18 protein-coding genes are annotated in these 22,114 nt (G+C 70.3%); 4 read left to right on the forward strand and 14 right to left on the reverse strand.

Annotation, left to right across the window (positions count from 1 at the left end):
- The first annotated feature begins 6 nt into the window (after nt 1-6).
- Nucleotides 7-1,260, forward strand: coding sequence for a styrene monooxygenase/indole monooxygenase family protein (locus tag AB0I69_RS38890; RefSeq protein ID WP_363100473.1), 1,254 nt, complete (start codon nt 7-9; stop codon nt 1,258-1,260).
- On the opposite strand, the gene AB0I69_RS38895 is transcribed toward AB0I69_RS38890, so the two are convergent.
- The 11 genes from AB0I69_RS38895 to AB0I69_RS38945 form a co-directional block, all read right to left on the reverse strand.
- Nucleotides 1,257-2,381, reverse strand: a complete 1,125-nt coding sequence (locus AB0I69_RS38895) for an NlpC/P60 family protein (protein WP_363100474.1) — start codon at nt 2,379-2,381, stop codon at nt 1,257-1,259. The two genes, AB0I69_RS38890 and AB0I69_RS38895, sit on opposite strands and share 4 nt — an antisense overlap.
- A 103-nt stretch (nt 2,382-2,484) precedes the next feature.
- Nucleotides 2,485-2,799 (reverse strand): hypothetical protein, encoded by a 315-nt coding sequence (locus AB0I69_RS38900; protein ID WP_363100475.1) that lies wholly within the window; start codon nt 2,797-2,799, stop codon nt 2,485-2,487.
- 10 nt (nt 2,800-2,809) lie between these two features.
- Nucleotides 2,810-3,457: a helix-turn-helix domain-containing protein gene (locus AB0I69_RS38905; protein ID WP_363100476.1), complete on the reverse strand. Its 648-nt coding sequence runs from the start codon at nt 3,455-3,457 to the stop codon at nt 2,810-2,812.
- A gap of 164 nt (nt 3,458-3,621) precedes the next feature.
- Nucleotides 3,622-4,560 (reverse strand): diiron oxygenase, encoded by a 939-nt coding sequence (locus tag AB0I69_RS38910; RefSeq protein ID WP_363100477.1) that lies wholly within the window; start codon nt 4,558-4,560, stop codon nt 3,622-3,624.
- Nucleotides 4,561-4,694: 134 nt separating this feature from the next.
- Entirely contained in the window at nt 4,695-5,213 is a 519-nt protein-coding gene (locus AB0I69_RS38915) for a DUF3291 domain-containing protein (protein ID WP_363100478.1), read from the reverse strand.
- A gap of 44 nt (nt 5,214-5,257) precedes the next feature.
- Complete coding sequence (locus AB0I69_RS38920) at nt 5,258-6,715, reverse strand: penicillin-binding transpeptidase domain-containing protein (RefSeq protein WP_363100479.1); 1,458 nt, start codon at nt 6,713-6,715, stop codon at nt 5,258-5,260.
- The gene (locus tag AB0I69_RS38925; RefSeq protein WP_363100480.1) at nt 6,712-8,070 is read right to left on the reverse strand and encodes an FtsW/RodA/SpoVE family cell cycle protein; all 1,359 of its coding nucleotides are present in this window, start codon (nt 8,068-8,070) and stop codon (nt 6,712-6,714) included. The genes AB0I69_RS38920 and AB0I69_RS38925 overlap by 4 nt, the downstream gene beginning before the upstream one ends.
- A gap of 61 nt (nt 8,071-8,131) precedes the next feature.
- Complete coding sequence (locus AB0I69_RS38930; RefSeq protein WP_363100481.1) at nt 8,132-8,578, reverse strand: SH3 domain-containing protein; 447 nt, start codon at nt 8,576-8,578, stop codon at nt 8,132-8,134.
- 185 nt (nt 8,579-8,763) lie between these two features.
- Nucleotides 8,764-10,008 carry a HAMP domain-containing sensor histidine kinase gene (locus AB0I69_RS38935; protein WP_363100482.1) on the reverse strand — a complete coding sequence of 415 codons (1,245 nt, stop codon included), beginning with the start codon at nt 10,006-10,008 and terminating at the stop codon, nt 8,764-8,766.
- Entirely contained in the window at nt 10,008-10,745 is a 738-nt protein-coding gene (locus AB0I69_RS38940) for a hypothetical protein (RefSeq protein ID WP_363100483.1), read from the reverse strand. The genes AB0I69_RS38935 and AB0I69_RS38940 overlap by 1 nt, the downstream gene beginning before the upstream one ends.
- Nucleotides 10,746-10,870: 125 nt before the next feature.
- Complete coding sequence (locus tag AB0I69_RS38945; protein ID WP_363100484.1) at nt 10,871-11,377, reverse strand: dual specificity protein phosphatase family protein; 507 nt, start codon at nt 11,375-11,377, stop codon at nt 10,871-10,873.
- 96 nt (nt 11,378-11,473) lie between these two features.
- Between AB0I69_RS38945 and AB0I69_RS38950 the strand changes: the two genes are divergently transcribed.
- Nucleotides 11,474-12,277 carry a nuclease-related domain-containing protein gene (locus AB0I69_RS38950; protein WP_363100485.1) on the forward strand — a complete coding sequence of 268 codons (804 nt, stop codon included), beginning with the start codon at nt 11,474-11,476 and terminating at the stop codon, nt 12,275-12,277.
- Nucleotides 12,278-13,174: 897 nt separating this feature from the next.
- Here AB0I69_RS38950 and ligD read toward each other — a convergent pair.
- Entirely contained in the window at nt 13,175-14,059 is an 885-nt protein-coding gene (gene ligD / locus AB0I69_RS38955; protein ID WP_363100486.1) for a non-homologous end-joining DNA ligase, read from the reverse strand.
- Nucleotides 14,060-14,130: 71 nt separating this feature from the next.
- Between ligD and AB0I69_RS38960 the strand changes: the two genes are divergently transcribed.
- Nucleotides 14,131-15,192 carry a Ku protein gene (locus tag AB0I69_RS38960; protein ID WP_363100487.1) on the forward strand — a complete coding sequence of 354 codons (1,062 nt, stop codon included), beginning with the start codon at nt 14,131-14,133 and terminating at the stop codon, nt 15,190-15,192.
- A 598-nt stretch (nt 15,193-15,790) separates the two neighbouring features.
- Here the strand turns inward: AB0I69_RS38960 and AB0I69_RS38965 are convergent.
- The gene (locus AB0I69_RS38965) at nt 15,791-17,590 is read right to left on the reverse strand and encodes a beta-ketoacyl-[acyl-carrier-protein] synthase family protein (RefSeq protein ID WP_363100488.1); all 1,800 of its coding nucleotides are present in this window, start codon (nt 17,588-17,590) and stop codon (nt 15,791-15,793) included.
- A 389-nt stretch (nt 17,591-17,979) separates the two neighbouring features.
- Here AB0I69_RS38965 and AB0I69_RS38970 point away from each other — a divergent pair, with 389 nt between their 5' ends.
- Nucleotides 17,980-20,370, forward strand: coding sequence for an endonuclease/exonuclease/phosphatase family protein (locus tag AB0I69_RS38970; protein WP_363100523.1), 2,391 nt, complete (start codon nt 17,980-17,982; stop codon nt 20,368-20,370).
- A gap of 212 nt (nt 20,371-20,582) precedes the next feature.
- Here AB0I69_RS38970 and AB0I69_RS38975 read toward each other — a convergent pair whose 3' ends face one another.
- Nucleotides 20,583-21,917: an acyltransferase gene (locus AB0I69_RS38975; RefSeq protein WP_363100489.1), complete on the reverse strand. Its 1,335-nt coding sequence runs from the start codon at nt 21,915-21,917 to the stop codon at nt 20,583-20,585.
- Between the last annotated feature and the right edge of the window lie 197 nt (nt 21,918-22,114).

The raw sequence follows: 22,114 nt of genomic DNA on the forward strand, positions 1-22,114 counted from the left end.
ACCCGTATGCGGAAGATACTCGTCGTCGGAGCCGGTCAGTCCGGGCTCCAACTCGCCCTCGGACTCCAGTCGCACGGGTACGAGGTCACCCTGATGTCCAACCGGACGGCGGACGAGATCCGCTCCGGACGGGTCATGTCGACGCAGTGCATGTTCCATACGGCACTGCAGCACGAGCGCGATCTCCAGGTGAACTTCTGGGAGTCCCAGGCCCCGAGGATCGAAGGACTCGGCGTCTCGGTCGCCGCCCCCGGCTCGCACGACCCGGGGCCGACACAGCGCGCGATCGACTGGGTGGGCAAGCTCGACGGGTACGCGCAGTCGGTCGACCAGCGGGTCAAGATGGCCGGCTGGATGGAGACGTTCGCGCAGCGCGGCGGCCAACTGGTCATCCACGGCGCGGCAGTCGGCGACCTCGACTACTTCTCCCGTACGTACGACCTCGTCCTCGTCTCGGCCGGCAAGGGCGAGCTGGTCTCGATGTTCGCCCGCGACCCGGAGCGCTCCCCGTACACCGAGCCGCAGCGCGCGCTGGCCGTGTCCTACGTCCACGGTCTGGGCCCGCGCCCGGAGCACCCGGAGTACGACGCGGTCCGCTGCAACCTGGTGCCGGGCGTCGGCGAGTTGTTCGTCATGCCGACGCTCACCACGTCCGGGCGCGCCGACATCCTGTTCTGGGAGGGCATACCCGGCGGGCCGTTGGACGTCTTCAACGGCGTGAAGGACCCGGCCGAACATCTCTCCCTGACCCTGCGACTCATGGAGAAGTTCACGCCGTGGGAGTACGAGCGGGCACGGGGCGTCGAACTGACCGACGCCGGTGGCACGTTGGCCGGGCGGTACGCGCCCACGGTCCGTAACCCGGTCGGTCAGCTGCCGGGTGGTGGCCTGGTGTTGGGTGTCGCGGACGTCGTCGTCGCGAACGACCCGATCACCGGTCAGGGCTCCAACTCCGCGTCCAAGTGCGCCGCTTCGTATCTCGCGTCGATCCTCGACCACGGTGAGAAGGAGTTCGACGGGGACTGGATGACGGCGACGTTCGAGCGGTACTGGGAGACTGCGCGGCACGTCACCAAGTGGACCAACGCGATGCTGTCTCCGCCGCCGGAGCATATTCTCAACCTCATTGGTGCGGCGGGGCAGTTGCCGCCGGTGGCGGATCGGTTCGCCAACGGGTTTGATGACCCGGCCGACTTTGAGAACTTCTTCTATGAGCCGGAGAAGACTGGGGCGTACCTTGCCTCGGTTGCCGGGGCCTAATCGCCGTTGGGGTTGCGGGGAGTTGGCGGCTGTAGGTCCGTTGTGGCTGGTCGCGCAGTTCCCCGCGCCCCTTTAGGCGAAGAATCTGGACGTACGGCTCCTAGGATCGGGTAGGACGCGATCGGGGATACCTGGACCTTCTCGCCTGTGCGGGGGGCCTGTACCACCTGGCCCGCGCCCAGGTACAACGCCACGTGCGTCGCCTCGGGGAAGTAGATCACCAGGTCGCCTGGGCGGAGTTCGTTCAGCGGGACTCTTGGCAGCTCGGCCCACTGCTCTTCGCTGGTCCTCGGGATCGGGGTGCCCGCGTGGCCCCACGCCTCAGACGTCAGGCCTGAGCAGTCGTACGTCTTCGGGCCCTCCGCTCCCCACTCGTACGGCTTGCCGATCTGCTGTACCGCGTAACGCAACGCGCGGTCTCCCTCCCGGGACGGTTCGCGGGCGTCGTCGCCCAGCGCGCCTGAAGTGACCAGCTTCTGCTGGGCCTTGTCGACGTCGGTCTTCTCGAAGGCGGCCAGGGCGGTGAGTTGGTCGGGGGAGAGGGACGTGAGGAGTTTCTCGACGTCGGCCAGGCGCTTGCGGACGTCGTCCTGGTCCTTCTTCTGGCGGGCGGCCAGGGTGAGTTGACCGTCCAGGGCCTTGCGGGCCTCGCGGGCCAGGCCGTCGCTCTTCTTCTCGCTGCCGACCAGCCGGCCCACCGTCTCGGCCCGCTCCCGCGCCAACTGGCCGATGACATGGCCCTCGTCGAGCGCGTGCTGCGGATCGCGGGCGAGGAGCAGTCGTACGTACGGGGAGATGGCGGTGCTGTTCTGGTACTGCTCCCGGGCCAGCCGGCCGGCGGCGCCTCGGCTGTCGTGCAGGGAGAGGCGGGCGCGGGCCAGCTCGGAGTCGAGGCGGTCGACCTCGGCGCGCTGCTTCTTCAGCTTCTCCTCGGTGGCGTTGTACGTCTCCGTGGCCTGCTCGGCGTCGCGGTACAGGGTCTGAAGGTCCGTCAGCAGTTCGGCCACGGGGCGCTGTCCGGGTGCCTGCGGATCGGGTACGGCCGCGGCGGGCAGCGGTGCGAGGACGGTGCCGGCCGCCACCGTTGCCGTACAGACCAGACGCAGAAGCCTTCCTGACACGTCATCACCTCCGGTGCGCGGCGGGCCTTCCGCCCCGCATCGTGAGCATCAGACGTGGGCGCCGGGTCCGCGCGCCGGGTGTGCGCGGTTCGGCGCAACATCGTCACCCGTGGGTGTCGTCCGGCTTGCCGCCCGGCGTGGCGTCTGGTGCGGAGTCCGGCTTGGTCCAGGGCCAGCGCAGAGTGCTGCCTCGCTTGCCCTCCGGGTCGTACTCGTACTTCCAGCCCTTGGGGAGGCCGAGCCGCTTGCTGTGGCCCCGGGGCACCCTGCGGTACACGAGTACCGTGGGCGGGCCGCCGGCCGCGTCGGGGACCGGGATGCGGTAGGTCTTCGGCGGGGTTCCGGTCGGGCCGAGCAGGACGGGCAGGGAGCGCCCGTCCATGGGGCCGCCCTCGAACGGGGTGTCTTCGCTCTTCACGGGACCAGTGTCAGCCATCCGCCGCGAGCGCCTGGACAAGCGCGGCGGTCTGCGGGTCCCGGCGGGCGGTCACCGAGAGCACCGCCGCGAACTGCTCGACCAGCCAGTCCCGCAGCTCGTCCACGGGCGGCTGCTTGTCCTCGTCGAGCCAGATGAGAGAGGCCGCTTCCACCGCCGTGATCCACATCCGTACGGTCATGCGGAGGCGCGGTCCGGGGTCGGCCACGCCGAGATGGCTGAGGATGTGCGTGGCCGCGGCCCTGCGGACGCCGTCCACGATGGCCGTCGTACGGGAGGTCTCCACGACGCTGCCGCCCTGGAGCAGCGCGCTGAACCCGGCGTCGTGCTGGTCGACGAAGCCGAGGTAGCGGTCGAGGGCACGGGCGAGGCGGGGGAGGAGGCGGCCCTCGCGGGGTTCGTCGAAGCACTGCTGGAGTTCCTCGGCGGCGGAGCGCAGGGCGGCTTCGTAGAGCTGCTGCTTTCCGCCGGGGAAGTACCGGTAGACCAGGGGGCGAGAGACGCCGGCCGCTTCCGCCACGTCGTCGAGGGAGATCTCTTCGGGGGCGCGGTGCGCGAAGAGGGTGAGGGCGGCGTCGAGGAGTTGGCTGCGTCGCTCTTCGACGTTCAGGCGGCGGTAGGCGGGCGCGGCAGGGGGCATGTGTGCAGGGTAGTCGGGCGGGTGCGGGTGCGTCGTGGCTGGTCGCGCCCCGCGGCGGAGCCGCTAATGTCACAGCCCCGCGCCCTTAAAAACGCAGGCCGACCCGTGTCTTTAAGGGGCGCGGGGAACTCCGCGACCAGCCCCCACCGGGCCGCACCGTGAACTCAAGCCAGCAGCCCGGACGCCTTCCAAAGCCGTCGCCCCACACCCCGCAGCACACCGATGTCGTCCAAGAAATCCGTCAGCTTCTTCGACCCGCTCTGCATGACCTCCCGCCGATGCCCACTCGCCCGCACCTGAGCCACCGCCTCCTCCCGATCGAGCCCTACGTTCGTGTAGACCTCGGGATTGACGAAAGCGATGGAGAAGATCCGCGCGAACTCCCCGGAGGTCACCCGCGTGAACTCCTGGGACCAGCGCGGCGCGGTCACCATCTGGCGCCTCAACTCCTCGCGGGCGTAACGGACATGACGTGCCTCCTCGACGACATGGATCCGCGTGACCCCCCGCACGAGCGGCTGCACCCGCTCGTCCGGAAACGTCAACCGCTGCATCCAGTCGAGGACTTCCTCACCGAGCAGGGTCGCGGTGAAGGAACCGGGCGTCGTGGAGATGGTCTTGAACAACCGCCCCAGGTTCTGGTGGGCGCGGCTCACCGGATACCAGGGCGCGTCCCCGCGCGAGATCAGCCGCGCGAACATCTTCGAGTGCCGGCACTCGTCCTCGATCTCGGTGAGCGCGTAGCGGACGTGCGCGCTCGTCGCCGCCTTGTCGTAGATGTGCCGGACGAGCAGCTGCATCAGGATCAGCTCGAACCAGATACCGAGCGAGGCGAGCGCCGCGGCCTCGTGCTGGGAGAGCAGGATGCGCTGTTCCTCCCCCATCCGTTTCCACAGCGGGGTGTCGTAGAGCGACACCAGCTCCGGTGGCCAGAACCACTTGCCGTCCTCGAACGGTGCGTCCCAGTCCAGTTCCTTGTCGGGGTCGAAGGAGTGCCTGGCGGAGGAGGCGAGCAGCCGCTCGGCCACCTGCTCACGGTCCTTGAGCAGGCCGAGTGCGTCACGCAGCCCGTCGACCGCGTCGGCTTCGGTCAGCGTCGTCATGGTTCTCCCACCTCGCGGATCGGCGTGTTACCAGGGGTCACATCCTCCGAAGTCTTATGAGACTGCTTGTCAGCAAGCTCGTCAATCCCCTGTGCGTGACTTGTCGGGTCCGTGCGACGCCCACCTGCCCGGTCCTAGACCGAACAGCCCAGCCCCGCCGGGATGTTGACCGGTGCCATCGGCTCCGCCCCCTGTGCCGGGAACGAGGTCCGCAGCGTGAACGCGTACGGCGTCGGCCCGTGCGCCCGCAGATGCAGCAGCCGTTCCTCCGCCTCCGCGACCGTGGGCCGGTGGCCCGCCGGGACCCACCACAGGACCGCCATCGCCTCCCGCATCCGCTCGAACCACTCCCGGCGGCGGGCCAGCAACTCCCGGTGCTGCCCTTGGTACATGAACGCGGTCAGGGCGTCCGGGTCGCGCCACACCGACATGTTGATGATCAGCCAGTCGTCGCCGAGAACGGGGACGTCGGTCGCGTTGCCGGTGTCGGACTGGAGGCGCCACACGAAACCCCCGGCGTCGTCGGCGACGGCGTTCACCGGGTCGAGTGCGTCCACGAAGTCCTTCAACTCCGGGGAGTCCAGGGGGAATCGGAGGCGGGCGATGTTGACCTGGGCGAGTTCGTACGCGGGTACTGTCAACGGCTCAGTCATGGCCGAACGGTAGGTCGGGCACCCGCCTCGCTGCACCCCCCGTCTCACGAACCGAGCACCGCCTCCATCACCGCCTTCGCGATCGGCGCCGCGTCCCCGCCCCCGCTGATGTCCCACCGGTCCGCCGACGCGTCCTCCACCACCACCGCGACCGCCACCTTCGGCTCCATGTCCCGCTCGCCCTGCGCCCAGGACACGAACCAGGCATACGGCGTACCGGAGTTGCCGATGCCGTGCTGCGCGGTGCCGGTCTTGCCGCCGACGGTCGCGCCGGGGATCGCCGCGTTCGTGCCGGTGCCCTCGGTGACCACGTCCTCCATGAGTTCCTTCATCTGTACGGCTGTTGCCGGGTGCATCGCCTGGCGGACCGGGCGTGAACCGGCCGCCGACACCGTCTCGCCGCCCCGCCTCGTCGTACGCTCCACCAGATACGGCTCCCGCACCTGCCCGCCGTTCGCGACCGCCGCCGCGACCATCGCCATCTGCAACGGCGTGGCCCGCGTGTTGTACTGCCCGATCGACGACAGCGCCAGCTGCGCCTTGTCCACCGAGGTGTCGAAGGTGCTGGGCGAGACCGCGAACGGCACCTTCACGTCAGCGTCGTTGAAGCCGAACGCCTCCGCCGTGGCCCCCATGTCCTTCACGCCCACATCCACGCCCAGCTTCGCGAACACCGTGTTGCACGACCATGCGAAGGCGGACCGGAGCGGCGCGTCCACGCACCCGTCACCCTCGTTCGTGAGTGTCGTGGACGTGCCGGGGAGGGTGTACGGGTCGGGCGAGTTGGTCGCCGCGTCCAGGTCCGTCACCACGCCCGCGTCGAGCGCCGCCGCTGCCGTGACCACCTTGAACGTCGAACCCGGCGGATACGTCTGCCGCACCGCCCGGTTGAGCATCGGCTTGTTCGTGTCGGCGTTCAGCCGGGCCCAAGCCCGGTTCGCTGCACGGCCGTTGCCCGACAGGGCCCCGGGGTCGTAGGACGGGGTCGAGACCAGCGCGAGGACGCGGCCGGTCGACGGCTCGATCGCGGCGACCGCGCCCTTGCGCGTGCCGAGTCCGGTGTACGCCGCCCGCTGCGCGGCAGGATCGAGAGTGGTGACGACGTTGCCGCCGGGGTTCTGGGCGCGGGTCAGGTCGTTCCACAGGGGGAACGGCGAGAGCATCGCGTCGGTGCCGGAGAGGATGTCGTCCTCGGAGTGCTCCAGGAACGTCGTGCCGTACTCCTGCGAGGCGAAGCCGGTGACCGGCGCGTACAACGGGCCGTCCTTGTACGTCCGTTCGTAGCGGAGCTGCTCGCGGGAGTCCCGGGAGCCGGTGACCGGTTTCCCGCCGACGAGGATGGAGCCGCGCGGCTGGTCGTAACGGGCGATCGTGTGGCGGCGGTTGGCGATGTTGTCGTCGTAGGTCCGGGACTGGAAGATCTGGATGCGGGTGGCGTTCACCAGCAGGGCGACCAGGAGCAGGGTGCACAGGGCCGCCGCGAAGCGGATGTGGCGGGTCATGCGGTGACCTCGCCGTCGTACTGGCCGCGGGCCGAGTCGCTGACCCGGATCAGCAGGGCCACGATCGCCCAGTTGGTGACCACCGAGGAGCCGCCCTGGGCGAGGAACGGCATCGCCATGCCGGTGAGCGGGATCAGGCCGGTCACCCCGCCCGCGATTACGAACACCTGGAGCGCGACGATCGAGGCGAGGCCGACCGCGAGCAGCCGGCCGAAGGGGTCGCGCAGCGCCAGGCCCGCCCGGTAGCCGCGCTCCACGAGCAGGCCGTAGAGGATGAAGATCGCGGAGAGGCCGGTCAGGCCCAGTTCCTCGCCCGCCGTGGCCAGGATGAAGTCCGACTTGGCGGCGAAGCCGATGAGGATCGAGTGGCCGAGGCCGAGGCCCGTGCCGAGCATGCCGCCGGCCGCGAACGCGAAGAGGGACTGGGCGAGTTGGTTGGGTCCCTGGCCCGCGTCGATCGACGCGAAGGGGTGCAGCCAGTCCTGGACGCGGCTGTGGACGTGCGGTTCGAGCCAGCCGACCGCGACCGCGCCGAGGGCGGCGAGCAGCAGGCCGACCGCGATCCAGCCGGTGCGGCCGGTGGCGACGTAGAGGAGGGTCACGAACAGGCCGAAGAAGAGGAGGGACGTGCCCAGGTCGCGTTCCATGACCAGGACGCCGACGCTCAGCAGCCAGATCGCGACGATCGGGCCCAGGACCCGGCCGGTGGGGAGCTGGAGGCGCCAGACGCGGCGGCCCGCGTAGGCGAGCGCGTTGCGGTTGGCCGCCAGGTACGCGGCGAAGAAGATCGCCAGCAGCACCTTCGCGAACTCGCCCGGCTGGATGGAGAATCCGGCGATCCGGATCCAGATCCGGGCCCCGTTCACGGCCGGGAAGAGGACCGGGAGGGTGAGAAGGACGAGGGCGGCGGCCACGCACACGTACGCGTAGCGCTGGAGCACGCGGTGATCGCGGAGAGCCAGTACTACGACGATGAAGAAGGCCACGCCCAGCGTCGACCACACGAGTTGGGTGGGCGCGGCGCGGTCGCCAGGGGTCTCCAGGTCGAGCCGGTAGATGAGGACGAGCCCGAGGCCGTTGAGGAGGACCCCGATGGGGAGGAGGAGCGGGTCGGCGTACGGCGCCCGCAGGCGCACGGCTACGTGGGCCAGCAGGGCGAGCACGCCGAGCCCGGCGCCGTAACCGGCGGCGCCGGGCGGGACCGTGCCGTTCTTGGCGAGACCGACAGCGCAGTAGCCGTACACGGAGAGGAGGACGGCCACGACGATGAGGGTGAGTTCGATGCCACGGCGCCGGGGGAGGCGTACAGCGGGTGTGGGAGGTTCCGCTGTGACGGTGGTTCCGGCCTGAGTCATGTCCGGAACTTACCCAAATGGGGCGGGTTGTGTGCCTTGGGTGAGGAGTGTGTCTCGTCCGTCAGCACCAGCGGGGGGCGGGTCCGATGTTGTCGATGTAGCGCGCCGAACCCCAGGCCCAGGTGCCGTCCGTGAGCAGGTACCAGAGATGGTTGCCCTGGACGTTGGAGCCGTTGGTCTTGCAGAAGATCTCGACGTGCTCGCCGCGGTAGGCGTACCGGATGATCCTGCTGCCGCGGTCCGGGCGGGAGCGCAGGGCCAGTTGGCCGGCTGTGACGATGCCGTGGTAGAGGCGCGGGTTGTCGTGGTCTCCGTGGTCGAAGTCGCCGCGGTGGTCGCCGCCGTCGTCGCTCTGCTGGTTCCAGCCGTCGTCCTGCTGCTGACTGGAGCCCGGGTCTTCGTCGCCCCATTCGTCGTCGGCCACGGCGGGAGTGACGGCGGCAGCGGTGACGAGCGCACCGGCGGCGACCGCTATACCGAGCCGACGGAGGGAGAGGCTGAGGGACATGGGGGTACCTCCATGAATGGGGCGAAGCTGACTATTCGCCACATTAGGAGGGGAGGGTGGGGGGCGCTCGCCACACTGGTCCACACGAGCGCGCCCCCAAAGGGGCGCGGGGCTGTATCGATATGCGGCTCCGCCGCGTGGGCGCGCTCAGCCCCCACCTGCCCGCAGCCGACGAACGGCCGCTCTCAACGGAGCGTCAACGTCGCCAACGCCCCACCATCATCGCCGGCGTCCACGTTGCTGAACTCCAACCGCGCCCCCAACACCTCCGCCTGCCCCAACGCGATGGTCAACCCAAGCCCATGCCCCGTCGCACCCCCCTCCGTCCGGAACCGCTGAGGCCCATGCTCGACGAGGTACTCCGGATACCCGTCCCCGTGATCCCGCACGGTCACCACGGCCCCCTCCACCGTGACCACAACCGGCCCCCGACCGTGCCGGTGCGCGTTGGCGACCAGATTCCCCAGCACCCGCTCAAGCCGCCGCCGATCCGTCTCCACCCATTCATCCCGTACGACGACGACCTCCGTGTCGGTCCCCGACGCTCGGACCACCCGCCCCGCCACCGCCCCCAACTGCTCGGTGCCCAGCTCCAGTTTCTCCCGCCGGGTGTCCAGCCGGGAGATCTCCAGCAGGTCCTCGGTGAGCGTCCGCAACGCGGCCACCCGGTCCCGCACCAGTTCCGTCGGCCGCCCCGGCGGCAACAACTCAGCAGCCGCATGCAACCCGGTCAACGGCGTACGCAACTCGTGCGCGACATCCGCGGTGAACCGCTGCTCGGTCAGCAGCTTGCCCTGCAACGAGGAGGCCATGGTGTCGAGCGCGGCGGCCACCGCGGCCACCTCGTCCTGAGGCAGGGTCGTGTCCTTCGTACGGGGATCGTCGACCCGCGCGTCCAGGTCACCGGCGCTGATCCGCCGGGCCACCTGCGCGGTCCCGTGCAGCCGCCGGGTCACCCGGGTCACCGCGAAGGCGCCGACCAGCAGGGTCGCCCCGATCGCCAGCGCCGAGGACCAGACGATCGCCCGGTCGAGTCCGGCGATGGTGTCGGCGCCCTGGGAGTAGTCGACCGCGACGGCCAGCACGCGGTCGCCGGAGGCCGGACCCGCCGCCCACATCGTCGGACGCCCCCGGTGCCTGCCGACCATCGTGCCGCGCTCCCCGGCCGCCGCCAGCTGTTGCAGCGGCCCGGGCACGCCCTTGGGATCGACGCCCGCGCCGTGCACGAGCGAGTCCCCGGCCTCGTACTGCGTCGTCGCCTCCTTCAGCCGCGACAGCGCGAGGCCGCGGGCCTGTCCGACGGTCCGGTCGGTCACCGAGACATGCACGAGTACGCCGAGCAGGGCGGCCAGCGCGCAGCACATCACCGTGATGAACACGGCGGCCTTGAAGGCGAGGGTCCCGGCCCACCGGGGCGGCGCGAGCCGCATCACGGGCTCGCCGAAGGGACGGGGGAGGCGGGGGTCGCGCGGCGGACGCCGTGCTTACGGCCGCCCGTGCGCAGGAACTCGTCGTGAGTGAGCAGCATCGCCTTCTGGTCCGCGTCCCAGGTCCACTGGACGCGGTACTCGTACCCCGCGAGCTCGGACGGCGAACGGATGATCACCGAGTGCCCGGCCAGCTCGACGCCGCTGACCGCGTCGTCGTTGGCCATGACCTGCACCAGCCTGTGCTTCTCGACGGTGTAGACCCGCACGGCGGTCATCCTGGTCGGCAGCAGCCGGAAGCCCAGCGTGAGGTCCTCGCGTCCGTCGCCGGTCAGGTCCCGGTAGTACGGCTTGAGGACGGGACACCCGCTCCGGCCCGCGCCCGTGTCCGTGCAGTCGGCGATCCGCTCGGCGGTCCCGTGGTACGGCGCCTTGGAGCCGTCGTAGTCACTGGGGTTCGCGGCGATCTCGGCCCGTACGACGGCGATCGGGTCCACCTTGCGGATGTCGTCCCCGGGGACTGTGATGCCCTTCACGGTCTCCGTGTCCGCCTCGTCGAAGTCGTAGGCGGGGGAGGCGGCGGGCGACAGATCCGGCCAAAGCCGGGCGGGGCTGGTCGCCGTCGGAGTCGCGCCCGCGCCGCGCAGTGCGCCGGTGTCACCGCAGCCCACCGCGGTCGCGAGCAGCAGGGCGACGACGGCGGTGGTGCGGGCGGGGTGACGGGGGCGACGGGGTGGCACTGCTCTCCTGAGGGGCGCCGGTGTGGGACCCGTACACCCTATTCGTAGGGAAGTCCTTTTTGTTCATGTGTGCGGGCGGGTTGGGGGAAACGATTACTCGGCCGGTCGGCTATGGGGCTATTCGTCTACTCGGCCAGTTCCTCCAGCAGTCGGGCCGTCGACAGCCCCGCCCGCAGGTAGTCCACGAACAGCTCGTTGTGCAGCGCCCAGGGTGACCGGCGGGTCCGGATCAGCCGTATCGCCTCCTCGGTGGAGTGCCCGCGGCGGACGAGCGCGTGCGCGACGACCAGCCCCGACCGGTTGTAGCCGTGATAACAGCGGACGAGGACCTTCCGCCCCTCGTCGAGCGCGTCGCAGGCGGCGACGGCCAGCCGCATCACGCCCGCCAGCTGCGTCCCGTCCAGTGGCCCGTCCGGGATGGGCCACACATGGTGCTCGACGCCGGGATCGGGCCCGTGCCCCGGCAGCCGCAGCAGCGTCTGCACGAGGTCGAACTCGTCCCGCACCACCGCGAACTCCAGTTGCCCCGATCGCCCCCTGAACTCGTGTCCGCCCATCCACAGACTGGGCGTGATCTCGCTCCACGGACTGTCCGGAGCGGGTACGTCGGGTTGCTTCCTGCGCGTCCGCAACGGCGCCTCCCCAAGCCCCAGCGACTGACCCAAAGGTAACCGGGTTCTTGCCCCTTGAGCACCCCGCCTGTTCCCATGGTCGAGGGGTGATGGTGCATGAGCGGACTGCGCGTCATACCGACCTGGCGCCACGGTCAGGAACGGCTGTACGTCTGTCACACCGACGGAAGGAACGTCGCCTGGTACGACAGGGAGGCGGCCCGGATCAACCTGCTGAGCGAGGACCGCAGAGAGGACGTCCTGCACGCCCTCGGCCCCTTCCTCACCGGCCCGGTCACAGTGGGCCCACCACCGGTACCGACCCCCGCGGAACTGGCCCGCCTGACCCTCCACCCCGACGACGACCTGGCCCCCAACCGCCCCGGCGAGGCCCTCCACATGGCCCTCGACCGGGACCCGGGCCCACCGCACCGCCTCCGCCCCGACCCCCGCCGCCGAGCCCTGTCGGCAGAACAGGCGGTGGGCGAAGCCCTGGACGCCCTCGACGGCGCAGGCTGGCACGCCCTCCACTCCATCCCCCTCCCCGGCGGCGACCGCCTCCACCACCTGCTGATCGGCCCCGGCGGCCTCTTCGCCCTGCACACGCTGTACGCCCGCAAACAGCGCGTCCGGATCGCCGACCCCATGGTCACCCTGGGCCGCCGCGACCCGCTCCCGCTCCTCCGCCGAGTCCGCTCCGACGCGGACCGCGCGTCCTACGCTCTGACTGCCGAGGTCCACCCGATCCTCGCCCTCTCCGGCCCGACGGACATCACGGTGACGACTCCGCTCCGCGAGATCCGCGTACTCCAGGACACGGAACTGTCCGGACTGGCAAGGACGGGCGGGGTGTTGAAGCCGGCGGATGTGGAGGCGCTGCATGCGATGGCTCGGGATCGGCATACGTGGGGGAGAGTGTGAGGGGTGAGGGCGTGAGGAGCATCCGTCGAGGTCGGGGGCCAACTCGTCGCCGAGTTGTCCGCACCCTCTTGGGGCGAGTTTGTCGCGTGTGTCATCAAGTGAACGTCGGGCCGCCCGCTTCTTTGCCAGTGTCGGGCTTCCACGTCCCGAGTAAAGGGCGCTCCGCTGCGCTACGCGTCGCCTCCGGCGATTCCGCTTCGCTCCACCCTTGACTCGGGCCGCTCCAGCCCGTTCGAGAAGCGAGCGAGCGGCCCCGAAGAGACGGTTGCCCAGGTGAGTAGGCCCTCGGGCCTGTCATGCCCTCACCCGGCGCCGGGGGCGCGCTCGCGTCTCGCCGGCACGCCGGGTCGGCTCGGCGGCCGACACCGGGTGGGGTGGAGTGTGTTGAGGGAGCGGGGCGGTGCAGAGCTCGACGGAACGGGCGGGGCGGAGTAGGTGGTGTCAAGAAGCTGTCGCAAAACTAACCAGCTATCTGCTACTTGACCGGTTAGAAAAACACCCAGCTTCCCGGCCCCCCCGCACCCTCGGCTCCCGGCACAGCCGCCAGCCCACCCGACGGCATCCCGGGACCGGGTGAACGCGCCACCCGCCACTCGGAGTTGGCCGCCGAGCCGACCCGGCGTGCCGGCGAGGCGCGAGCGCGCTCCTCAACGCCGTTGACCACGCAGTCGACGTAAGGACCCTCCCCCTGGGCAACCGCCTTTTCGGGGCCGTTCGCTCGCTTCTGAGATGGGCTGGAGCGGCCCTAGTCAAGGGTGGCCCGCAGGGCCATCGCCGGAGGCGACGCGTAGCGCAGCGGAGCGCCCTTTACTCGGGCCGCGGAAGCCCGACCCTGACAAGGAAGCGGGCGGCCCAACGTTCACTTGAAGAGAGCCAGACGTATCCCCACGTAACCCCTCATCGAGGCAGGGCTCCCGCTCGTCCGGCGTCGAGCAACGGTTTCAGCAGATCGCCGTGCTCAAGCAGTCGAACCATCAACTCCCTTGCGGTGAAGGCTAGTTGAGCCTGGTTCCTGCACATCGACACCTCCTCCCACGTCACCGGTGCCGATACACGCTCCGCCGCCCGTGCCCGCAACGTGTAGGGCGCGGCCGTGGTCTTCCGCGCAGCGTTCTGACTCCAGTCGACGAACACCTTTCCGGGCCGCAGACTCCGTGTCATCCGGTGGACGACAAGCCGGGGCATCGCCTTCTCCGCTTCCACGGCCAGTTCCTTCGCGTACGCGGTCGCCCGCACCGAAGACGCCGGCGACACCCCCGCCAGTACATGCAGTCCCTTCGCCCCGGACGTCTTCACATATGCCGTGATCCCGTCCGCCGCCAGCCGCTCCCGCAGCCACACCGCGACCCGACAGCACTCGACGACCGTCGCCGGCTCCCCGGGATCGAGATCGAACACCAGCCGGTCGGCGACACCGGGCGCCCCGATCACCCACTGCGGCGTATGGAACTCGGTGACAAGATTTGCCGCCCACATCAAGGACGCCAGATCCTGCACCAGCACCATCCGCGCGGGCCCCTCCGACCGAGGCACCTCCGCGGTGGTGACCCAGTCGGGTGTACCCGGAGGCACGTTCTTGGTGAAGAACACCTGCCCCTCGGGCCCGTCGGGGTACCGCAGAAAGGACACCGGCCGATCCCGCAGATGGGGCAGCAGAACTTCGGCGGTGGTCGCGTAGTAGTGCAGGACCTCGCCCTTGGTGAACCCGGTCGCCGGGTACAGCACCTTCTCCAGGTTGCTGAGCGCGAGCCTTCGCCCCTCCACCTCTGTGATCGGCGTCATACGATGAGAATCCCATGGAAACGTGACGAACCGGACGTGAGTCGGAATCGCGGACCGGAATCGGAAGGCGGGTGCGGCAGGTGCGATCCATATGGAACGGCGCCATATCCTTCGGCCTGGTCAGCATCCCGATCAAGCTGGTGAACGCGACCGAGAACCACTCCATCTCCTTCCGCCAGATCCACACCGAGGACGGCGGCCGCATCCGCTACCGCAAGGTCTGCGAACTGGAGGACCGCGAGGTCACCCAGTCCGAGATCGGCAAGGCGTACGAGGACGCGGACGGCACGATGATCCCGATCACGGACGAGGACCTGGCCCAGCTGCCGATCCCCACGGCGAGGACGATCGAGATCGTGGCGTTCGTGCCGGCCGACCGGATCGACCCGCTCCAGATGGACGCGGCGTACTACCTCTCCGCGAACGGCGTTCCCGCGGCCAAGCCGTACACACTCCTGCGCGAGGCGTTGAAGCGGAGCCAGAAGGTGGCCATCGCGAAGTACGCGCTGCGCGGCCGGGAACGCCTGGGCATGCTGCGCGTGGTCGACGACGTGATCGCCATGCACGGCCTGCTCTGGCCGGACGAGATCCGCGTCCCCGAGGGCGTCGCCCCCGAGACGAGCGTCACCGTCCGCGACAAGGAACTCGACCTGGCGGACGCCCTGATGGACACGCTCGGCGAGGTAGACCTGGCCGACCTCCACGACGACTACCGCGAGGCGGTCGAGGAGATGATCACGGCCAAGGCCTCCGGCGAACAGCCCGCGGCATCCCCGTCCCCGGCCCCCGGCGCCAAGGTTCTCGACCTGATGGCGGCCCTGGAGAAGAGCGTCCGCGAGGCGAAGGAGTCGCGCGGCGAGGAGAAGGGCGGTGCGGAGAGGGGCGTGAAGGCCGAGGTCAGACCCCTCTCACCACGCGCGACCCCGAAACAGACCCCCGGCAAGAAGTCGACCTCCACGGCAACGAAGAAGACGACAACGGCGAAGAAGTCCCAGCCCCAGTCCGCGACATCGGCACCGGCTCCGGCGAAGAAATCGACGCGCACGACCAAAAAAACGACGGCGACCAAGTCCACCGCGACGCCGAAGAAGTCCCCAGCGAAGAGGGCAACGCCGCGCAAGCGAACGGCTTGAGCCGCATTTTTCTCACCGGTCTCCGCGCCGCGTTACCTTGCCCACCACCACCGCGACGAGGTCCACCGCGCCGGGGAGGGAACCCCTGGCGAAGGCCCCCCAGGGAAGAGGGCAACTCCGCGCAGGCGAACGGCTTGAGCCGCAGCCTCCTCGCCCGTCCCCGCGTAGCGCGGCCCACCCACCATCGCCGCCACCACCGCGATCAAACTCACGCCGACCGCGAAGAAACCCGGCAACGACCCAGGCATTGAAGCCCCCCCCGCAAACAACCAGCCCGAGCCCCAGCCCCCTCACCGACCCCCGCGCAGCGTTACCTTGCCCACCACCGCCGCGACGAGGTCCACCGAGCCGGCGAGAGAACCCCTGGCGAAGGCCTTGGCCAAGAAGGCAACTCCGCGAAACCGAACGACTTGAGCCGCAGCCACCTCGCCGGTCCCCGCGCAGCGCAGCCCCACCCACCATCGCCGCCACCGCGATCAAACTCGCCGCGACCGCAAAGAAACCCGGCAACGACTCCGGACCGACCCCGGCATTGAAGGTGCCCCCCCGCAAACAACCAGCCCAAGCCCCAGCCCCCCTCCCCAGCCCCCCCGCAGCGTTACCCCACCCTCCGAAGCGCCAACACCGCGTTGTGCCCCCCGAACCCGAACGAGTTGCTCAACGCGAGATCCCCGCCCCCGGGCAACTCCCGCGCCGCCCCCGTCACCACGTCCAGCCCGATCGCCTCGTCCAGTTCGTCCGCCCCCACGGTCGGGGGCACCACCCCGTGATGCAGCGTGAGCACCGTCGCCACGGCCTCGACTCCGCCCGCAGCCCCCTGCAGATGCCCGAGGTGCCCCTTCAGCGCGGTGACGGGAACGTCCCGTCGCCCGAAAACGGCCCGCAGCGCCTCCGCCTCCGCGAGATCCCCCTCCACCGTCGCCGTGGCATGGGCGTTCACGTGGACGACGTCCACGACATGCCCGCCCGCGTCCCGCACCGCCCGCCGTACCGCGAGCGCGACCCCGGCGCCCGACGGATCCGGCGCCGCCATGTGATGCGCGTCGGCGGACAGCCCCCACCCGGCGGCCTCGCAGTAGATCCGCGCCCCACGCGCGCGTGCGTGTTCCTCGGCCTCCAGGACGAGCACCCCCGCACCCTCCCCGTTCACGAACCCGTCCCGGTCCTTCCCGAACGGCTGGGACGGAGACGAACCGTCCGCCAACCCCCGCGTGGACAACGCCCGCATCGCCGCGAACGACGCCATGATCGCCGGCGTGACGACCGCCTCGGCCCCGCCCGCGAGCGCGACGTCGACACGGCCGTACCGTATGCGGTCGATGGCCGCCCCGATCGCCTCGGTGCCGGAGGCGCACGCCGCGGTGACCGTGCGGGCCTCGCCGGTGATGTGCAGGTCGAGGGAGACCTGGGACGCGGCCTGCGAGGGCACGGTCATGGGGGTGGTGAGCGGTGAGACCGCGCGTGGTCCCCTGTCCCGCAGCTTGCGGTCGCCGCCGACGAGCACGGACGCGTCCCCGAGAATCGCGCCGAGGCTGACACCGACCCGTTCCGGATCGATCCCGCTCTCCCGCGTGCCGCCCGCCACGAACCCGGCGTCACCCCACGCCTCCCGCGCGGCGAGCACGGCGAACTGCGCGGCCCGGTTCATCCGCCGCGCCGCCTGCCGCGGCAGCAGCTCCGCCGGATCGACCGGCACGGTCCCGGCCACCCGCACCGGCAACTCCGCGAACTCCTCACCGTCCAGTTCCCGTATCCCGTGCCGCCCGTCGAGCAGCCCCCGCCACAACTCGCCGACCCCGACCCCGAGCGGCGTAACAGCCCCCAGCCCGGTGACCACGACCAGCCGCGGCCCACCCACGGCCGCCGCCCGCTCCGGCCGCGGATGATGCCGTACGACGTACTCGGCACCGACCCCCGCACCAGTACCCGGCGTCTCCGCACCACCACCCCAGCTCTGCACCTCGGCATCGGTCACGACATCCCCCGTCCCGCCGTCGAGGTCGCGGTGCCACACACCCCAACGCCGTACGTACGACACCTCGTCGGCCCGCGGGTCGACCACCCGGAGCAAGGTCACCCGGTCGCCCTCCCGGAACTCGACGGTGGCGAGGTCGTCGGAGACGAGACGCGGCACGGCTCCTACGTCCAGCCGACGGCACGCGCTGGTCACCCGGCGGTCCCGGCCGAGCACCTCGTCGTGGTCCGGCCCGCCGAGCGGTGGCCGCAGCGTGAGCCGGATCGTCTCGGGCGTCTCGGGGAGGGTGTGGGCGACGACGTACCAGCAGTCGCGTTCGGAGTCGTCCGGGGTCAGGGCGATCAGATCGCCCGGGATGACTTCGGCGGCACTCACCGCGTGGGGAGCGAAGGGAACACGCGACGAATCGGATGAATTAGACATATCTCGCACACTTCCTGGGGGCAGAACGGACTTGTGCCCTACGGCAAACCATCCCGAGTGAACTGGACGAAACCGGAAAAAGCCACGGTTGAAAGGTGAACCTGTTGGGCCTCGGGGGCCCTCAAAGACCACCCAGATAGGGTGAGTTGCCCGAATTGATCACCGGGGTTATGTGTGGAACATCACTTTCGCGACCGCGACCGTCGCCCCCGCGCTCACTTGTTCCCTGGATTTAACGCGAGGCCCTCTGGCAACTCCCTTTCTACGCGCGTAACTTGAGCCGACTCCCCACAGGCACCGGTATCGGCAGCTACACGAAGTACGAGGAGACCGCCAGCGTGTCCAGACCTGAAGGGCGCAGACCCCGCGCCCGCCGCACCGCCCAAGCGATCGTCTCGGTGGGCGCGGCGGGCGCATTCGCCTTCACCGCCCTGCCCACCGCGTCCGCAACTCCGTCCGCCTCGGCGGTCATTGCGGAGGTGTACGGCGGCGGGGGCAACTCGGGAGCCACCCTGACCCGCGACTTCGTCGAACTCGGCAACGCCGGTTCGACGGCCTACGACCTGTCGGGCTACAGCGTCCAGTACCTGCCCGGTACGCCTTCCTCCGGCTCCACTTGGCAGGTCACCGCCCTCACCGGCGCGATCGCCCCCGGCGCCCGTTACCTGGTCGGCGAGGGCACCGGCAGCGGCGGCATCACCGCCCTGCCGACCACCGACGCCACCGGCTCGATCGCCATGAGCGCCACCTCCGGCACGATCGCCCTGGTTTCCGGCACCACCGCGCTGACCTGCAAGACCGCCGCGGACTGCGCGGCCGACACCCGCATCGTCGACCTGACGGGCTACGGCACCGCGGTCGTCCGCGAGGGCAGCGGCCCGGCCACCGGCGCCTCCAACACGGCCGCGGTCGCCCGCGCCGACTCGCTCGCCGACACCGACGACAACGCGGCGGACTTCACCGCCGGCACCCCGACACCGGTCAACTCGGCCGGCCAGACGCCCGGTTCGGGCGACGGCGGCGGTGACGGTGGCGGCTCGCCCACCGACCCCGGCACCGTCCGCGTCCACGACATCCAGGGCACGACCCGCCTCTCGCCGTACTCCGGCCAGACGGTCACCCGCGTCCCGGGCATCGTCACCGGCGTCCGCAGCAGCGGCTCCCTCGGCTACTGGATCCAGGACCCGACCCCCGACACCGACCCGCGCACCAGCGAGGCCGTCTTCGTCTACACCGGCTCCACCAAGCCCACGGTGGCGGTCGGCGACTCGGTCCTGGTCACCGGCAAGGTCAGCGAGTACTACCCGAGCAGCACCAGCCAGTCGAACACCGAGATCACCGGCCCGACGGCGACGGTCCTCTCCAGCGGCAACGCCCTGCCGGACGCCGTGACGCTGGACGCCGACTCGGTCCCCGACGCCTACATCCCGACCGCGTCCGGCGGCAGCATCGAGTCCCTCGCGCTCCAACCGACCGTCTACGCCCAGGACTTCTTCGAGTCCCTGGAGGGCATGCGGGTCACGTTCGCCGACGCCCGTGTGGTCGGCGCTTCGGATGCCTACGGCGAGCTGTGGGTCACGGTCAAGCCCGACGAGAACGCCACCGCCCGCGGCGGCACCCTCTACTCCTCCTACGACCAGCCCAACACCGGCCGTATCGAGGTCATGTCGCTCGACACCACCTCAACCTTCCCCGCCGCCAACGTCGGTGACGAACTGTCAGGCACGACCACCGGCCCCCTCGACTACTCCACCTACGGCGGCTACAACGTCCAGGCCACCCAGCTCGGCACCCTCGTCGACAACGGCCTGAAGCAGGAAGTGACCCGCCGTCAGAAGAAGGACGAGCTGGCGGTCGCCACGTACAACGTGGAGAACCTGGACGCGCTCGACACCCAGGAGAAGTTCGACCGGCTCGCCGAGGGCGTCGCGGTCAACCTCAACTCGCCCGACATCGTGGCCCTGGAGGAGATCCAGGACGACAACGGCGCGACGAACGACGGCACGGTGACCGCCGAGGGCACACTGAAGCGCTTCACGGACGCGGTCCGCGCGGCCGGCGGCCCGGCGTACAAGTGGCGCTACATCTCGCCGACGAACGACCAGGACGGCGGCGAGCCCGGCGGCAACATCCGCCAGGTCTTCCTCTTCAACCCCAAGCGGGTCGCCTTCACCGATCACCCCGGCGGCGACGCGACCACGGCCACGAGCGTGGTGAAGACCCGCAAGGGCGTCGAACTCACCTACTCCCCGGGCCGTATCGACCCGACCAACGCGGCCTGGGAGGACAGCCGCAAGCCGCTGGTGGGCGAGTTCACCTTCCAGGGCGAGCAGGTCTTCGTGATCGCCAACCACTTCATCTCCAAGGGCGGCGACCAGCCGATCCACGGCCGCTACCAGCCCCCCGCCCGCAGCTCGGAGACCCAGCGTGCGGCCCAGGCGGCGGAGGTCAACACCTTCGTCAAGTCCCTGCTGGCGGCGGACAAGAACGCCAAGGCGGTCGTCCTCGGCGACCTCAACGACTACGAGTTCTCCCAGACGGTGACCACCCTGACGGCCGACAAGGTCCTCACGCCCCTGATCACCACCCTCCCCGCCGCCGAGCGCTACACCTACGTCTACGACGGCAACTCCCAGACCCTGGACCACATCCTGACCAGCCCCGCGGTGACGTCCTTCAACTACGACGTCGTGCACATCAACGCGGAGTTCGCGGACCAGGCAAGCGACCACGACCCGCAGATCGTACGTATCGACCTCGCCAAATGCCGTAGGCACTAAGGCAGTTGGACGGTAACGGGGCAGAACGGCGTGAGCTGTCCTGCCCCGTCACCATGACCGGCCCCGGCCCCAGCGAGGAGCCAGGGCAAGCCCCCAGTCCGGCAGTAACCGCCTCCGCCTCCCGGTCCCGGGCAGGGCACCCCCCTAAGGGGCGCGGGGAACTGCGCGACCAGCCACAACGCACCCGCCACTCGCAAGACAACACAAGCCACTCAGACGCTAAGGCGCACACCCCGATCCACCGCACTCCGCCCCATCACCATGACTAGCCCGACACCCACCGACAGCCCCAGCGCAGGCAGCACAGGGAACCGCCCGTCGTAGGCGAACCCGTGCCCGGCGAACCACGTCAGCGCACTCACACTCGCCGCCGCCCCGACCCACAACGCCCAAGGCCGACGCGGGAGTTCAAGCGGGAGATCGCCGGGTCGCGTCCGCTCGTACACCACCGAGAGCCCGCGCTCCAACGGCCGCAGCACCACTACGACCCCCACCAGCACGACCCCGAGCACGCCCAGCCAGGGCACCCGCAGCGCCCACCAACTCCCGGACCCGTAGGCCGGTTCGGGCGCGAGCCCGGTCAGATAGAAGGCGGCGGCGACGATCAGCACCGGCAGCATGTGCCACAGGTAGAGCGTCATACTGGCGCCGCCCAACGGCCTTACCAGCCCCCAGAGTTGCTCACGTTCCAACAGCCGCCGCAGCACCGGCGCGAGAAGCAGCGCCAGCCCCACCTGCCCGACCGCCCAGGCCAGCATCGCGGCGGACGGGGGATTGGTGTTGCTCGGGCTCTGCCCGGTCACCAGGATCAGGCTCACCGGGAACGGCCCGAGCGCGACCAGCGCGGCGAAGGCGACCGCACCGCCCGCAGCCATGCAGGCCGGGAGCGCGGACCGTTCGGTGAGGAGCATGTCCCGCCAGCAGAAGCCCAGTTGGTAGGCGACGCCCCACACGAGCACGTAGTTGAGCAGCCCGACGAAGGGCGCGTGCACGCTGACCACCAGTGCGTCGGCGCCGACCGCGACCACCCCCATCACCACCGGCACCCGCAGCCCCCACCTCCGATGTGCCGTGTGCAACACCGGCGTTGCCGCGCTGAGCAGCAGATACACCGGCAGGAACCAGAACTGCATGGCCATCGCCCACCCGACGAGCGCGAGGATGCCGGGGTCCACCCCGACCGCCGAGCAGATCGCGACGGCGACCAGCACCAGCCCGCTGTACACCCCGGCCGGCAGCAGCAGCCGTAGCGCCCGCTGCCCCACCCATCCGGTCGCCGTACGGCCCTCGGTCCGCGCCCGTGCCCAGGAGCCGCCCGCCGCATGCCCTCCGGCCAGGAAGAACAACGGCATGATCTGGAACCCCAGGGTCAGCCACTGGGTCCAGGGCACGGTCGCGAGCAACTCCGGTGCGCTGATCGCCCCGTTGGGGTCCCGCACCAGCCCGGTGATCAGCCAGTGCCCGAACACCACCAGCGCGATCGCCCAGGCCCGCAAGAAGTCGACGTAGCGATCCCGGCCACCGTTGCCCCCGCTCAAGCTCCCCATGGGACGTCATAGTGCCGTCGGCGGGCGGCAGTTGAGGGGGAGTGGCGCCGTCCCGCAATCAATCCGTACCCGACACGACACCCGCGACAGCTGACCGTGTCTCTTGACCCACCCTTGCCTTGACTCGCCCCTGCCAACGCTGCTTCCCTGGGCCCACACAGCGAATTGGTCTGCACCAATATCGCGCAGGGATTGAA

Origin of the sequence: Streptomyces sp. NPDC050508, assembly GCF_040655155.1 — a bacterium.
Lineage (GTDB): Bacteria > Actinomycetota > Actinomycetes > Streptomycetales > Streptomycetaceae > Streptomyces.

What these genes read in the sequence shown, in the direction of transcription:
- AB0I69_RS38910 (WP_363100477.1), bottom strand. Translation starts at nt 4,560, where the DNA reads ATGACGACGCTGACCGAAGCCGACGCGGTCGACGGGCTGCGTGACGCA.
- AB0I69_RS38915 (WP_363100478.1), bottom strand. Translation starts at nt 5,213, where the DNA reads ATGACTGAGCCGTTGACAGTACCCGCGTACGAACTCGCCCAGGTCAAC.
- AB0I69_RS38905 (WP_363100476.1), bottom strand. Translation starts at nt 3,457, where the DNA reads ATGCCCCCTGCCGCGCCCGCCTACCGCCGCCTGAACGTCGAAGAGCGA.
- AB0I69_RS38925 (WP_363100480.1), bottom strand. Translation starts at nt 8,070, where the DNA reads ATGACTCAGGCCGGAACCACCGTCACAGCGGAACCTCCCACACCCGCT.
- AB0I69_RS38975 (WP_363100489.1), bottom strand. Translation starts at nt 21,917, where the DNA reads ATGGGGAGCTTGAGCGGGGGCAACGGTGGCCGGGATCGCTACGTCGAC.
- AB0I69_RS38920 (WP_363100479.1), bottom strand. Translation starts at nt 6,715, where the DNA reads ATGACCCGCCACATCCGCTTCGCGGCGGCCCTGTGCACCCTGCTCCTG.
- ligD (WP_363100486.1), bottom strand. Translation starts at nt 14,059, where the DNA reads ATGACGCCGATCACAGAGGTGGAGGGGCGAAGGCTCGCGCTCAGCAAC.
- AB0I69_RS38965 (WP_363100488.1), bottom strand. Translation starts at nt 17,590, where the DNA reads ATGTCTAATTCATCCGATTCGTCGCGTGTTCCCTTCGCTCCCCACGCG.
- AB0I69_RS38890 (WP_363100473.1), top strand. Translation starts at nt 7, where the DNA reads ATGCGGAAGATACTCGTCGTCGGAGCCGGTCAGTCCGGGCTCCAACTC.
- AB0I69_RS38935 (WP_363100482.1), bottom strand. Translation starts at nt 10,008, where the DNA reads ATGCGGCTCGCGCCGCCCCGGTGGGCCGGGACCCTCGCCTTCAAGGCC.
- AB0I69_RS38950 (WP_363100485.1), top strand. Translation starts at nt 11,474, where the DNA reads ATGAGCGGACTGCGCGTCATACCGACCTGGCGCCACGGTCAGGAACGG.
- AB0I69_RS38930 (WP_363100481.1), bottom strand. Translation starts at nt 8,578, where the DNA reads ATGTCCCTCAGCCTCTCCCTCCGTCGGCTCGGTATAGCGGTCGCCGCC.